The organism is Metallumcola ferriviriculae, from assembly GCF_035573695.1.
Classification (GTDB): domain Bacteria; phylum Bacillota; class JADQBR01; order JADQBR01; family JADQBR01; genus Metallumcola; species Metallumcola ferriviriculae.
In genome coordinates, this window is sequence record NZ_CP121694.1 from 2,150,147 (window position 1) to 2,164,024 (window position 13,878).

10 protein-coding genes are annotated in these 13,878 nt (G+C 44.0%); 7 read left to right on the plus strand and 3 right to left on the minus strand.

The window, feature by feature from the left end:
• Window positions 1-54 precede the first annotated feature (54 nt).
• A protein-coding gene (locus MFMK1_RS10770) for an IS3 family transposase (protein ID WP_366921711.1) occupies window positions 55-1,235 on the minus strand; the annotation gives its coding sequence in 2 pieces (ribosomal slippage) (window positions 55-962 and window positions 962-1,235; 1,182 coding nt in all).
• Window positions 1,236-1,414: 179 nt separating this feature from the next.
• Entirely contained in the window at window positions 1,415-1,885 is a 471-nt protein-coding gene (locus MFMK1_RS10775; RefSeq protein WP_366921712.1) for a DUF6431 domain-containing protein, read from the minus strand.
• Window positions 1,886-2,171: 286 nt separating this feature from the next.
• On the opposite strand from MFMK1_RS10775, the gene MFMK1_RS10780 reads away from it, so the two are divergent.
• Window positions 2,172-3,458, plus strand: a complete 1,287-nt coding sequence (locus MFMK1_RS10780; RefSeq protein WP_366921713.1) for an IS110 family RNA-guided transposase — start codon at window positions 2,172-2,174, stop codon at window positions 3,456-3,458.
• Between the two features lie 1,251 nt (window positions 3,459-4,709).
• On the opposite strand, the gene MFMK1_RS10785 is transcribed toward MFMK1_RS10780, so the two are convergent.
• Window positions 4,710-5,888, minus strand: coding sequence for a thiolase family protein (locus tag MFMK1_RS10785; protein WP_366921714.1), 1,179 nt, complete (start codon window positions 5,886-5,888; stop codon window positions 4,710-4,712).
• A 163-nt stretch (window positions 5,889-6,051) separates the two neighbouring features.
• On the opposite strand from MFMK1_RS10785, the gene MFMK1_RS10790 reads away from it, so the two are divergent.
• The 6 genes from MFMK1_RS10790 to MFMK1_RS10815 all read left to right on the plus strand — a co-directional run bounded on the left by MFMK1_RS10790 (window position 6,052) and on the right by MFMK1_RS10815 (window position 13,799).
• Window positions 6,052-7,485 carry a transposase gene (locus MFMK1_RS10790; RefSeq protein WP_428846297.1) on the plus strand — a complete coding sequence of 478 codons (1,434 nt, stop codon included), beginning with the start codon at window positions 6,052-6,054 and terminating at the stop codon, window positions 7,483-7,485.
• 366 nt (window positions 7,486-7,851) lie between these two features.
• Window positions 7,852-8,709 (plus strand): 3-hydroxyacyl-CoA dehydrogenase family protein, encoded by an 858-nt coding sequence (locus MFMK1_RS10795; protein ID WP_366921715.1) that lies wholly within the window; start codon window positions 7,852-7,854, stop codon window positions 8,707-8,709.
• 18 nt (window positions 8,710-8,727) lie between these two features.
• Window positions 8,728-9,492, plus strand: a complete 765-nt coding sequence (locus MFMK1_RS10800) for an enoyl-CoA hydratase/isomerase family protein (protein ID WP_366921716.1) — start codon at window positions 8,728-8,730, stop codon at window positions 9,490-9,492.
• A gap of 13 nt (window positions 9,493-9,505) precedes the next feature.
• On the plus strand, window positions 9,506-10,960 hold the full coding sequence (locus MFMK1_RS10805; RefSeq protein WP_366921717.1) for a 4-hydroxyphenylacetate 3-hydroxylase family protein: 1,455 nt from the start codon (window positions 9,506-9,508) through the stop codon (window positions 10,958-10,960).
• A gap of 26 nt (window positions 10,961-10,986) precedes the next feature.
• On the plus strand, window positions 10,987-12,585 hold the full coding sequence (locus MFMK1_RS10810; protein WP_366921718.1) for a class I adenylate-forming enzyme family protein: 1,599 nt from the start codon (window positions 10,987-10,989) through the stop codon (window positions 12,583-12,585).
• A 41-nt stretch (window positions 12,586-12,626) separates the two neighbouring features.
• The gene (locus MFMK1_RS10815; RefSeq protein ID WP_366921719.1) at window positions 12,627-13,799 is read left to right on the plus strand and encodes a TRAP transporter substrate-binding protein; all 1,173 of its coding nucleotides are present in this window, start codon (window positions 12,627-12,629) and stop codon (window positions 13,797-13,799) included.
• Window positions 13,800-13,878: the final 79 nt, after the last annotated feature.

Here is a 13,878-nt window from a genome sequence, read left to right on the forward strand (position 1 = left end):
GTTCGTTTTCTCTCTTATTCACAAGATTACTGGCCAGTTCATTTTTAATGTGATCTAGGCTGCTGGGAAGCGTAGGCTTTCATAGTATTGCTGCTCAAATTGAAGCGGAGACAGGTCATCTAAATGACTATGAATTCGTTTGGAGTTATACCATGAAATCATGTATTCAATAATAACTAGACTTGCTTGAGATCGAGTCTTAAAATGCCTCCTGTGTACAAGTTCTTTTTTCAGCGTAGCGAAAAAGGATTCAGCACATGCATTGTCATAACAGTCGCCTTTGGCACTCATACTCTGTCGAATACCGTGAGCACGCAAGAGGTCTTGGTAGTCATATGAAGCATACTGTGAGCCCCTGTCAGAATGGAATATGAGCTCATCCGAAGGACTTTCATGCTGTATAGCTTGATTGATAGCATCGATAACCAATTTCTTCGTCATCCGCGCACCCAGAGCCCAGCCAACAACTTTGCGAGAGAATAGATCAACCACTGTGGCTAAATAGAGCCAGCCTTCATCTGTGCGAACGTAGGTAATGTCTCCGACCCACTTCTGGCAAGGAGCATCAGCCATAAAGTTCTGATTAAGAAGATTAGGCGCCACCGGAAAGGAATGCTTAGAATTGGTTGTAGCCTTGAATTTCTGCTTCTGAATCGGAATTAAGTTGAGCTCTTTCATAAGCCGTCGGATTCGATCGTTACTGCATTTAATTCTTTTTTTCCGCAAATGTTTCTTGATGCGGCGATGGCCATAGGTGCTCTCCGATTCCTCAAAAATTTCTTTAATTTCTTTCGAAAGAAGCAAGTCTTGTTCCTCTCGCTCAGTGCGATGACGCTTGAACCAATCGTAAAATGCGCTCCGGCCAACATTAAGCACTTCGCACATCTTCTTGATGGAAAATTCGGAGCGATGGTTCTTAATGAATAAGTACCTTATCTTCCGTCTTTGGCGAAGATGCCCATAGCCTTTTTTAGAATAGCATTTTCCTCTTCAAGGTCTTTATTACGTTTCTTGAGCTTACGCATTTCCTCATCTTCAGAATGGAGTTTACCTTTACCGGGAAAGGCAGCGCTTCCATGTGTTCCATACTGCTGTACCCAGCGCCGCACAGATTGGGCCGTAACACCTATATCCTTGGCTACTTTCACAGGTGATTTTCCCAGTTCTTCGACGAGGCGAACTATTTCTTTTTTATACTCAGGATCGAACCTCTTATGATATTTACTTTCAGACATTTGCTGGACACGTCCTTTCAAGATTAATTATAGAATTTTTCTTCGTGTCCGGCAAACCCGGTACCGTCTAAGTAGACATTTTATGTTGAGGGAACCGCTTGCATTTTTACCTGAAACTACCAGTGCCGTGGCATCTGTTTTGGCTTTGCTACCAGAAATCTTGTGGCGGAAGATTGAGATTAAGAGCTGTAAGCAGCTTGCCTGGTTGTGGGATAGCTTTCGCTTTCCCTAAAAGTTAACAAAAGAATTTTAAGTTCTTCTCTTGCAGTAAGGCCTTTACGGTACTGTAGTAGGATACTATCTGCTGTGGCATCATCATTTGCGATTTTTCGGCGCTGTCGAATGAGTTGCCGATTAAGTTGCTTATGGAATTTTTGCTTCCACCGCTGCAGTGTCCGGCGGCTAATGCCGCTTTTTGAAAGACTGGCTGTTATTCTATTAAGTGACCTGCCGGTTAAATGCCACCTGCCGGCAATCTCTCTAAAATGATTGGCAAATCTTTGCCAAGGTTTTAGAAAACTTGGTAGTAGAGATATGGTTATGTTACAGGGTTTACAGCGTCGGCGAAGTATTACTATGGTATGTGTTTCATTCTTAGAGATTACTTCCCGTTCATATTTGGTATGCCTTCGTGTCAATGTATTGCACAAAGGGCACTTAATATCTCCGTCATACTTTTGCCAATTCTTTAAATATTGCTTGATAGATACGCTGGTTTCGAGTAAAATTATCATAGGTTTTGGGAGAGCCATTTGCCTGTAGCTGGCGAGCTAACAAGGGGGCAATGGCTCTTTCCTTTCTTTAAAGTCGATTTATCTACATCGAGGAGCATTCCTGTAATCAAAAAAAATGATCTTTGAAAAAAGAAGTACCTCCTGCTAATATACTAGGTGTCACCGGTCGATGACCCTTAATTCGCAAAGGAGGTACTCCAAAATGAAGTATAACCAAAATTTCAAGATTTCGCAAGTGACCGAAAACACCTTAGTGATTGGAGTGGACATTGCAAAGAGCAAGCACTATGCCAGAGCATTTGATTGGCGAGGGATAGAGCTGAGCAAAGTCATTAGTTTTCGAGCAGACAGAAGAGGGTTTAGGCAGTTTAGAGAGTGGGCAGAAAAGATTGCCAGGGATGAGGGCAAAAACAAAATTATCGTGGGTATGGAGCCCACAGGACATTACTGGTTCACCTTTGCAGCCGATGCAGATAGCAATCAGATGATGGTAGTGCAAGTAAACCCGTATCACGTTAAGCAGTCAAAAGAAATGGATGATAACACGCCCAGTAAAAACGACCGCAAAGACCCAAGAACCATAGCGATGCTGGTGAAAGATGGGAGATATCTGATACCATACTTTCCCAAAGGTCATTATGCAGAAATGAGAAAAGCCTATGAAATTAGGGAAAACCAATTGCAAAAGAAGTGGGCCATAAAGAACCGCGTACAAAGATGGCTTGACATTTACTTTCCCGAGTTTACCCAAGTATTTAAGAGTTGGGAAGGCAAGGCTGCATTGATGACACTAGAGAAATTCCCCACACCAACAGAGATAGTAGAACTTGGCGCAGAAAAGATACTAGCGGCCTGGAGAGAGAAAGTGAAACGCGCAGTAGGTATTAAAAAAGCAGAAGCACTTGTAAAGATGGCAGAAGAAACAGTAGGAATACAAGCTGGGCTAGAGATGGCAAAATACGAACTTGAGTGCATGCTTCAGGAATATCAGGCAATACGCAACATGTTGGAGATGACAGAACAGAAATTAGAGACATTAGCGTCCCTGATCCCTGGAATGGATAAAGTTTTGCAGATAAAAGGTGTAGGGGTCATAACCGCAGCCGGTTTCATTGCGGAGGCTGGTGATTTATCCCGTTTTAACCACCCAAAGCAAATCATAAAGCTTGCAGGACTTAACGTACGAGAAAACAGCTCCGGCAAGCATAAAGGCCAAAGTACAATTAGTAAGCGAGGCAGGAAGCGATTAAGGTCATTACTCTTCAGGGCAATACTGCCATTGGTCGCAAAGAATAAAGAGTTCAAAGAGATTCATAAGTACTACACAACAAGGCCCGTAAATCCACTGAGAAAGAAACAATCACTCATAGTATTATGCGGGAAATTGATTAGAGTAATCTATGCTTTGCTGACCCAAGGCGTAGAATACAGTCCCGAAAAACTACTTTCGGACATTAAAAGACCAAAAGTAATGACACAAGCAGCATAAAAGACTGCACCGCCAAGGAGAGTGTACCGCAGCCAAGAAAGCTTATCAAGGGCAAGGACTACGTCTCCGCTACGCGGACCCTTGACAACCTTTCATGGCAGCTGGTTAGGGTAGTTAAGCGGTGCGATGGATAAGTATAAACTATTCGTTTTCAATCTTATGATTAGGAAAGACATTGATAAAAGTGAGCCGGATAAGTCAGCAGAAATAATATCCATAGGGCATAGACCCAGCAAAGGAGCATGGCTGACGTCCACCTCATGGGCAGGCTGAACGAAGGAATTTAGGCTACGAGCCAGCGAGACATGGGAGGGTGCGCCCCCGTGAGAAACGTGGATTCCGATGGCCAAAATATGGAAAACAAGGACGTAGTGTAATAAGTGGCAACCCTTATATTCCATATATTTGAATATCTGTAATTTAGAGGCCTGCTTTGCGGAACAAGCTCATTTTTGAAAGAATGAATTTCTAAGAATGAGGGAGAAAAACGAAGAAATTTAAAGATTATAGAGGGAGGCTATGTATAGTGCCGCCATGTGGACAACCCTCCGCTACGCTCCAGGTTGACGCACAAGGCTTGGACAACGAAAACCGTGTTGCCCACACTCTCCACAGCCTCGGCGACTGTAATTTGATCACTACGATGATGAAAACCTTTTAATCACTAAAGCCGACAGGTAACTTGACGACTCTTTTAAGTCAATTACACCGTCGGCTTTCTTTTTCCTTTTTATCCGTCATGGAATCTGGCGATAATTTATGTAATTTCGTCATTTAACTAGGCTGCGGACACTATCCTGATGCCTACTCAGGTGGTTATCTCAGAGATGACTTTGATTATCCTGAGCTACAATGGGATTTAATAGAAGGTGATAAAGTCCTGGTGCCTGGTGTTACAATTGTTCTCACCGACGGACATAGTCCTGGGCATCAGTCATTAGTGGTAGATTTACCATCAGGGAAAACTGTAATATTAGCAGCTGACTCACTTTATCTTTAAGAGAATATTGACCGTGAGTTGGTTGCGCTTGGTTCCTGGAATTCTTCTCTGGCTTATCGCTCAATAAAAAGGCTAAAAGTAATAGCGGAACGTGACGAAGGGCTACTGCTGCCGGGGCATGACGTTAGTGTTTTTGAAAACTTAACAAAAGCGCCTGGTTATTACGAATAAACCTGCATATTACAAAACAAAGGATCTAAGTAATTGATTACTTAGATCCTTTGGACTTTAACAAGTTTTTCGGTTAGGGCTTAAAGCAGTTCCACCAGTGTAGCCATTGCAGGACCTCCGCCTACACATAGTGAAGCGATTCCATGACGGTCTTGGCGCCGCTGCATTTCGTAGATTAGAGAGGCGATAAGCCGGATGCCGGTGGCACCTACTGGGTGTCCCAGTGCTACTCCTGAACCATTGACATTTAAGCGGTCCATATTAATCTTTAATTCCCGGTTGCAGGCCAATACTTGAGCGGCAAAGGCTTCGTTAATTTCGAAATAGTCAATATCGCTCATGCTCATTCCTGCAAATTTCAGCACTTTGGGAATGGCATAAGCGGGTCCGATACCCATCACTTTAGGCTCAACTCCGTAAGAGGCTGTGGCAACCAACCGCGCCAAGGGCTTTATTCCTCTTTCTTTTGCTGTTTCTTCTGCCATTAGAATAATTGCTGATGCCCCGTCATTGATCCCGGAAGCGTTTCCTGCGGTAACGGTGCCTCCTTTTTTGAAGGCGGGCGGAAGTTTAGCGAGCTTTTCCATGCTGATATCTTTTCTGGGATGTTCATCTGTATCAAAGATTACCGTGCCTTTTTTGGTTTTTACCTCCACCGGCACTATCTCATTTGCGAATTTTCCTTCTTCGATTGCCTTGAGAGCGCGGGCATGACTTGATAAGGCTAATTCATCCTGTTCTTCCCTGGATATATTGTACTGTTCAGCAAGGTTTTCGGCTGTAATGCCTACGTGATATCCTTCAAAGGCATCGACAAGGGCATCATAGAGCAGGCCGTCTTCTAATTTACCAGGACCCATCCGGTAACCGCCCCGGGCATTCAAGAGTAGATAAGGCACATTTGACATGCTTTCAATACCCACTACCAGACCGGTATCAATTTTGTTGAGCATGATTTGTTGTGAAATTATTTCGAACGCTCTCATGCTGGAACCGCACTGCTGATCGATGGTAGCAGCAGCGCTTTCGACCGGTATGCCGCAGTTTATCTGCACCTGCCGAGCGGGATTACCCTTAACTCCTTCCTTATATACCATTCCCGCAACCACATCCTGGATGACATCGGGTTTTAAGTTTGCTTGCTGCAAGGCAGCTTTAGTCACCGTGGTGCCCAGGTCGACGGCCGAAACGGACTTGAGCGAGCCCAGAAAATCCCCGATTGGCGTCCTTTTGGCGGCAACAATTACTACATTACGCATAGTCTAACCTCCTCGTATAATATTGTACTTGATAATAGGCGTTTGCAAAACGCCGCAACCCTTGCAAATTCTATCTTTTTTCTTGCTTAGTTATATAGAACTCCTCACTTGTCTTGTGTAAAATATAGTTAACAGGCAATATCTACATTCAACAAGAAAGGAGATCTATTCTGTGAAATTTAAACAATTATCCCTATCTGATATTTATGACGGTTGTCTTGATTTCGTTGATAAGGATAAACCTCGGTTTCTAGCGCTTCTTGAAGAGCATATTCAACTTTCAGAGTATATTTCGCTGAGTTTCTATCAGGCTTTTTACAAGCACTTTGGTCGCAAACGAAAATTTAAGCTTGAGTCTTTTCTTTATGCACTCATCATTCAGAGAATCTTTTCTATTCCTACAGATGCGCTTCTGATTATTTTTTTGAATTTTTCCAAGGAAATCCGTGAATTCTGTGGTTTTTCTAAAGTACCTGATGCATCAAAATTTACACGATTTAAGCAAGATTTTTCTAAACATCTTCAAACACTTTTTGATAACCTTGTTGATCAAACTGAACCTATTTGTGAGCAAATTAACTCAGAACTTGCTTCATATCTCGTCTTTGATACCTCTGGCGTTGAAGCTTACGTTACTGAGAATAATCCTAAGTTTATCAATCGCTTAATCAAGCAGCTTAAGTCTCAATACAAAGGCAACTCTTCTGTTGACCCATACAAAATGGCATACGGCATTATGCCTTCCTGCGCATCATCAAATCCAAATGTCAAACAGCTTTACATCAATGGCCATTTTTGCTATGTCTATAAATTTGGTATGCTCACAAATGGCCTTGGTATAGTCAGAAATATTTCCTTTTTTGATGAAGACTTTATAAATGCACACCCTGAAATCCCAATAGAGAAAAAGTCTGATTCCCCTGATGAAGATAAATCCTTATCCGATTCTAAAGCACTTAAACCTGTTCTGCGCGACTTTTTTAAAACACATACTCATTTTAAACCCAGCACGTTTATTGGCGATGCTGCTTTTGATACAAACGATTCCTATAACTTTTTATTGAAGGATTGTCACTTTTTAAAAACAGTCATTCCTCTGAACGAACGAGGTTCTAAGAACCTCCCTGAACCCGGGTTCAACGAATCTGGACAACCTCTGTGTCCGTTAGATTCTTCTTTACCCATGAAATATGAAGGTAAAGCGCCCTTAAGGAGTGGCGTTGTTAGAGATAAATGGGTTTGCCCAAAAATGAAGTGGAAAGGTTCTAAACGCATTACTTTATGTGAACATCCTTGCTCCGACTCTCCTTCTGGTAGAATGTTTTATACCTATCCTGAAAAAGACTTAAGACTTTATCCTGGCATTATTAGAGACACCCCTGAATGGATTGATATCTACAAAAATCGTTGCGTTATTGAGCAAACCATTCAACACTTTAAATCCAATTTTGGCGTCGCCAACAGAAAAACTACAAATGCTTTAACCATTAAGGCTGACTTACTCCTTGCAGGAATTACTCAACTGCTTACCGTTATTCTTGCAGACAAACTCCATAAACACGAACTCATCAGAAGCCTTAAACCTCTTTTGGCTTAGCAAATCCTTTATACTTGCTCTTTCAACCCGCAAAATACTTGCGGTTATTTGTGCCGAATTTTTTCTGTCCAACCTCTGCTTAAAATTTTCTGTCCTCTTTATTAAACTTTCTGATTAGCTGCCTACGTTAAATTTTGAATTTCGCAATTACCTATATTGTACTTGATAATACTACTGCAAGTTATCTGCCAACCCATAAAGCCGTCAAATTGGTTCTATTTTTAGAAAATTAAGAAAACTGTATGTATACGAATTGCACTTGTTACGAAAAGTATACAGCCAAGACGCTGCAATAACGTGTGAAAACAATTGGCACAATATTTGCAATTTTAATACAACTGAGTTTACGAAAAAGGGGGATAAAGAATGCAGTCATTAGAAACAGTCTTTGTGGTTGGGGCGGGAGCTATGGGTCACGGTATTGCCCAGGTTTTTGCCGAAGCCGGCATGAAGACATTTATGCGGGATCTGAATGAAGACCTGGTGCAGAAAGGCATGGCAAAGATTAAGAAGAACCTGAGCAAGAAAGTAGCTAAAGGGAGGATGAGTGAGGAGCGGCAGAACGAAGTACTGGCCAAGTTGCATCCGGTAACAACATTGGAGGAGGTAGCGCAGGCTGATTTGGTTGTTGAGGCTGCGACAGAAAATGTCAGTATAAAGGAGAGTATCTTAAAGGAGTTAGACAGACTACTGAAAGCGGATGCAATCCTGGCGACCAATACTTCTTCCATTTCCATAACTAAACTTGCGGCCGTTACTTCGAGGCCTGAAGTATTTATCGGCACTCATTTTTTTAATCCGGTACAAACCATGCGGATAGTAGAGATAATTCCAGGTATTCAGACTTCAGAAGATACTCTCAACGCCGCTAAAAGAATTGTTGATGTGATTGGCAAGGAAACGGTAGTGGCCAAGGATTTCCCGGCATTTCTTTTGAATAGAATGCTGCTTCCGCTACTTAATGAAGCTTTTTATTGTTATATGGAGGGGCAAGGAACAGCTGAAGATATCGATAAGGGCATGAAAATGGCCATGGGCCATCCCATGGGCCCCTTGGAGTTATCAGATTTTATCGGGTTGGATACGTTGTTGTCCGTGTTTGAGGTGATGTATGAAGGTTATGGGGATCCTAAATATTTCCCATGCCCTATTCTTACCAAACTGGTTGAGGCGGGTCACTACGGGGTCAAGTCGGGCAAAGGGTTCTATGATCATACTAAATAAATAGAGGTGGGATAATCCGTGACATGTGTAAGTTTTGTTAAAGAAGGAAATCTAGGTATCATTGAAATTGACTATCCCAAGACCTTAAATAGTCTCTGCACCGAGGTGAGAGAGAGCCTCAAACTGGAGTTAACTGCAGCAGCGCAGTCTGACGTCAGGGTGATTGTCATAAAAGGAAACCAGCGTGCTTTTTCTACCGGTGGAGACTTGGGGGAACTTTCAAAGATTGGCGATCCGGTGGCAGCAAAGGAATATGTGGCGGATGTCCATACCTTAATAAGAAAAATCCACCAATCATCAAAGGTGACCATAGCTTTGGTGGAAGGCTATGCTGTTGGAGCGGGTCTTAGCTTGGCGGCTGCATGCGACATGATTTACGCCGCAGAAGGTGCAAAATTTGCGATTCCCTTTTTGAATGTTGGCTTGGTGCCCGATTGCGGGGCAAGTTACCTGGTGTCCAGGCTGATTGGCATTCAAAAAGCAAAAGAGCTGACTTTCTCGGGAGAAACCTTTGATTCTGCAGAAGCTTATAAGCTGGGGCTGGTGGCCAGGGTGCTTGCGAATGACACCGCGCTCGAGGAAGCAAAGCAGCTTGCCACCAAGATTGCAGCCAGGCCGGCAAAGGCACTGGCGCTGACAAAAGCTAATTTCGAATTAGCCGTTCAGGTGGGGCTAGAAGCTACACTGGATTTGGAGGAAGCCGGCCAGGCGGTATGTATTTTCGGCGCAGAACACGCTGAGGGTAGGACTGCATTTTTTGAAAAAAGAAAACCAAAATTTTAAGGAGGAATAAAAGATGAGTATCAGGACACCAGAGGAGTACCGCGATAGTCTGCGGCAGTTAAATACCGAGATTTGGGCGTTTGGCGAAAAAATTAGCGATGTTGTGGATCATCCGCTTTTTGTACCCCATGTCAATGCGGTAGCTGCCACCTATGAGTTTTCTTTAGACCCTACTACCGAAGATTTGATGCTGGCAGAATCTCACCTAACCAGCAAGAAGATTAGTCGTTTCAATCATATCCATCAAAGTGTCGAGGACTTACTGAAAAAAGTGAAGATGCTGCGCATGATAAATCAAAAGACTGCCTGCTGCATCCAGCGCTGTGCAGGAATGGATTCGCTGAATACTGGCCACATTGTCACCTATGATATTGACCAGAAGTACGGCACCAATTATCATGAGCGCTTTAACAAATATATACAAAAGGTTCAGGATGAGAACATTGTAGTTATCGGTGCGATGACCGATGTAAAGGGAAACCGGGCGCTTAAGCCCAGCAAACAAAAAGACCCGGACCTTTATCTGCATGTGGTAGAGGAAAGAGAAGACGGGATTGTAGTTAAAGGTGCCAAGGCTCACCTCACCGGGGTCACCGGGGCCCATGAAGTACTGGTATTCCCTACTGCAGCCCTTAAGGACGATGAAAAAGATTATGCGGTAGTTTTCTCAATGCCCGTGGATACTCCAGGGGTGACTTACATCTTTGGCAGACAGAGTAACGATACCAGAAAGACCGAGCAGGGTGAAATAGACAAAGGAAATGCTCAGTTTGCTACGGTTGGCGGCGAATGTATAGCTGTTTTTGATAATGTCTTCGTACCCTGGGAAAGTGTCTACATGCACGGAGAAACTGATTTCGCCGGCAAATTCGTGGAGATTTTTGCCGCATCCCACCGGCAAAACTATGGTGCCTGCAAGGGCGGCATTGCTGACGTGTTGATTGGCGCTACGTACTTGACCGCCAAATATAACGGTGTTGAAACTGCGTCCCACATCAAAGATAAATTAGTGGAAATGATCCACCTAGTGGAAACGCTGTATTCCGGTTCCATCGCCTGTTCTTCCGAAGGACACAAAACTGCGTCCGGCGCCTACTTGACCAATATTTTACTTGCCAACGTTACCAAACAAAATACTACCAGGCTTGTATACGAAATAGGCAGAATCGCTCAGGACATCGGCGGCGGCATCCTGGCTACCCAACCGGCGGAGGAGGACTTTAGACATCCGGAAATCGGCGGACTGATTGACAAGTATCTGGTCGGAGTGGATGGGGTTCCCACGGAAGCGCGCCTCAGGGTTCACCGGTTGATTGAATGTCTATCCAGTGGTACGGCGCTGGTAGAAGCGATGCACGGTGCGGGTTCGCCCCAGGCTCAGCGGGTATTTATGTTAAGACAGGGTAACCTGGGCTACAAGGAAAAATTGGCAACTAAGATTGCAGGTATTGATAGTTTGAAAAACTAATTTAATTGGGTGAGGGAGGATAGTCAATGGGTTTAGATGTGCAGATTGTCAGGGAAAGCCACTTTGAGAGAGAGGTATTAGTTTTCAAAGACCGCCCGCGTACTTTGTGGGAGACACTGGTGAACACTGAAAACAATTTTGCTCATAAAGAAGCTATCGTTTTTGGCAAGACCAGATTGACTTACAAAGGATTTACTCAGTTATGCAGAAATACGGCGGCGTTTTTGAGTCAAGAATGGGATGTTGAGCATGGGGATCGGATTGCATTATTTACCAATAATTGCATTGAGTTTTGCATTGGCGTCTATGCAGCGGCCAAATTAGGTGCGGTAGTGGTACCGGTTAATGCCAGATTTGGGTCGGCGGAAGTCAAATATGTACTTAGTAATTCGGAGACCAGCGTGTTGATTGCGGAACCGGAACTGTTGAAGGAAGTTGTCGAACCAATCATGCCGGAGTTACCGCTGTTGAAGCATGTGGTAGTTACATCGGATACTCGCGTCAATAATGCGGTGCCGTTTAAGCTGATGTCAAATTATTTGAATTTCGAGGAATCTGAAGTTAATGTTAATGAAGACGACGCTGCTTTTATCATGTATACTTCCGGGACAACGGGAATTCCTAAAGGGGCTGTGGGAACACATCTAAACATGATCCACAGCATGATGAACTATAACAATATCATGGAAACAACCCATGAAGAGCGAACTTTAATCTGTGTGCCGCTGTTCCACGTGACCGGTTTTATCGCCCAACTGCTGCATATAATCTATGCCGGCGGTACGGTGGTACTGATGACCAGGTACAAGACCGATTTATTTACTAAATTGATGGATGACGAAAGAATTAGTTATATCATAGTTGTCCCGACCATCTATGTGTTTCTGGTAAATTATATGAGAGCAAATCCAGAATATAAATTGCCAAAGTTCAAGATTGCTGCTTATGGTGGGGCGCCCATGGCTCCGGCTACCATCAAGGAACTGTCGGCACTACTTCCGGGAATTAGGTTGTTTAATGCTTATGGAGCAACGGAAACGTCGTCGGGACCAACCACATTGTTAACGCCGGATGTTGCTCTCAACATGAGCGAATCAGTGGGCAAACCGGTACCCGTTGCAGAGTGCAAAGTAGTGGATGAAACAGGTGAGGAAGTGCCTAGAGGTACTGCGGGTGAATTATGGATTAAGGGGCCCATCGTTATACCCGGATATTGGAAAAATAACGATGCGAATATTCAGAATTTTACGAATGGATATTGGCACTCTGGTGACATTGCCAAAATGGATGATGAATGCTATATCTACATCATGGACAGGAAGAAAGACATGATTAACAGAGGAGGTGAAAAGATATTCTCAGTGGAAGTTGAGGAAGTCCTGTACAGACATCCGAAAGTTCTCGAAGTCGCTATTGTAGGTGTTCCTGATGAGGTCTTCGGGGAGGAGGTAAAAGCGGTAATAGTTCCGAAACCGGACCAACAAGTGGATGATGAAGAAATTAGGGCATTCGTAGCGTCGAATTTAGCCGAATACAAAGTGCCGAAGTTCGTTGAGATACTTGCAGAGTTGCCTCGTAATCCTGGGGGAAAGGTTCTGAAAAGCCAACTAAGATACAAACCGTAAAGCACGTTTGATTGTAAATAAATTTTGGGAGGTATGTATAAGTGAAGAAAAAGTTATCTTGGGGCATTTTAATCCTGATGTTTATACTGGCCTTGGTAGCGGTAAGTGGTTGTGGCGGATCCTCGGATAAGCAGGTGAATACTGGTAAGCAAGAGACTACAGGTTCAACTGATGAAGGGCAGCCTGCTGAAGTGGAACCAATTGAGTTGCGGCTTTCGTCTGGATTGGGACAGGTTCACTTCTGGGTTGGCAACTATATGGACAATTTTGCTGATGAGATAGAAAAAGAAACGAATATTGAGTTTGACCGTTATTATGCAGGCGAATTGGTAAAGGTCGGCCGGGAATTGGACGCATTAAAGGGCGGCACTATTGATGTGGCTGCACCATTCCTTGCTCCTTACCATGAGGGATTATTCCCCTTAAGCGATGTGACGCAGCTGCCGCTTTTGAACAGTGATTCTACGATGGTGACTAAGGCTTTCCAAAAACTGATGGACAGCGATGTGGATTTGAAGGACGGCCAAAGTTTTTATGATTATGAATTTACCTCAAAAGGTCTTGTTGCCTGGCCGTTAGGAGCAACAGAGAAATATGCACTTTCTACCGCTGGTAAAGAGTTCAATACTATTAATGATTTCTCGGGAGTACCGATCCGGGCGGGCTCGACACTGGCAATGATGGCTGTGGAAAATCTAGGGCTCACCCCTGTGTACATGCCTTCCGCAGATGCTTATGAGGCAATAAGCAAAGGAACTCTGGATGGTCTGATTTCCTCCATTGGAGATTGGCAGTCATACGGTTTTCAAGAGCTGGTGGAATATACCATTGTCGGTATTAACATGGGACACTGGGAAAGTTACCTGACGCTGACCAAGGAAACTTGGGATGCGCTGCCTGCAGACGTTCAAGAAACGTGGGACAGGGTGGCAAGGGAGCAGGCGCTGAAGAACGCTAAGTACATTACCTCTTTGGATGTAGCGCAAATAGAAGAATCAAAGGCAAAGGGCGCGGTGTTCGAGGATATATCCGACCTTGACCCGGCTGTTCAGGGACATTTCACTCAAGCAGCTACCAAGACTTGGGAAAGATGGATAGCTGCGGTTGAAAAAGAAGGTCATCCCGCAGAAGCAGCTGCTAAGCTATGGGCGCAACTTATCTTGGAAGAGGGAGGCACCCTGCCGGACGGTGTAAGTGAGCTGCTGGGCTTATAAGAAGATAAACTTCTTAAGTGGCGGGGGCTGACATTTGGCCCCCGCACTTCCCTAATGTGCCGTATATTTGTCGTTGCCC

Excerpts from the sequence above, each read along its gene's own strand:
- MFMK1_RS10795 (WP_366921715.1), top strand. The coding sequence starts at position 7,852 with ATGCAGTCATTAGAAACAGTCTTTGTGGTTGGGGCGGGAGCTATGGGT.
- MFMK1_RS10780 (WP_366921713.1), top strand. The coding sequence starts at position 2,172 with ATGAAGTATAACCAAAATTTCAAGATTTCGCAAGTGACCGAAAACACC.
- MFMK1_RS10785 (WP_366921714.1), bottom strand. The coding sequence starts at position 5,888 with ATGCGTAATGTAGTAATTGTTGCCGCCAAAAGGACGCCAATCGGGGAT.
- MFMK1_RS10805 (WP_366921717.1), top strand. The coding sequence starts at position 9,506 with ATGAGTATCAGGACACCAGAGGAGTACCGCGATAGTCTGCGGCAGTTA.
- MFMK1_RS10810 (WP_366921718.1), top strand. The coding sequence starts at position 10,987 with ATGGGTTTAGATGTGCAGATTGTCAGGGAAAGCCACTTTGAGAGAGAG.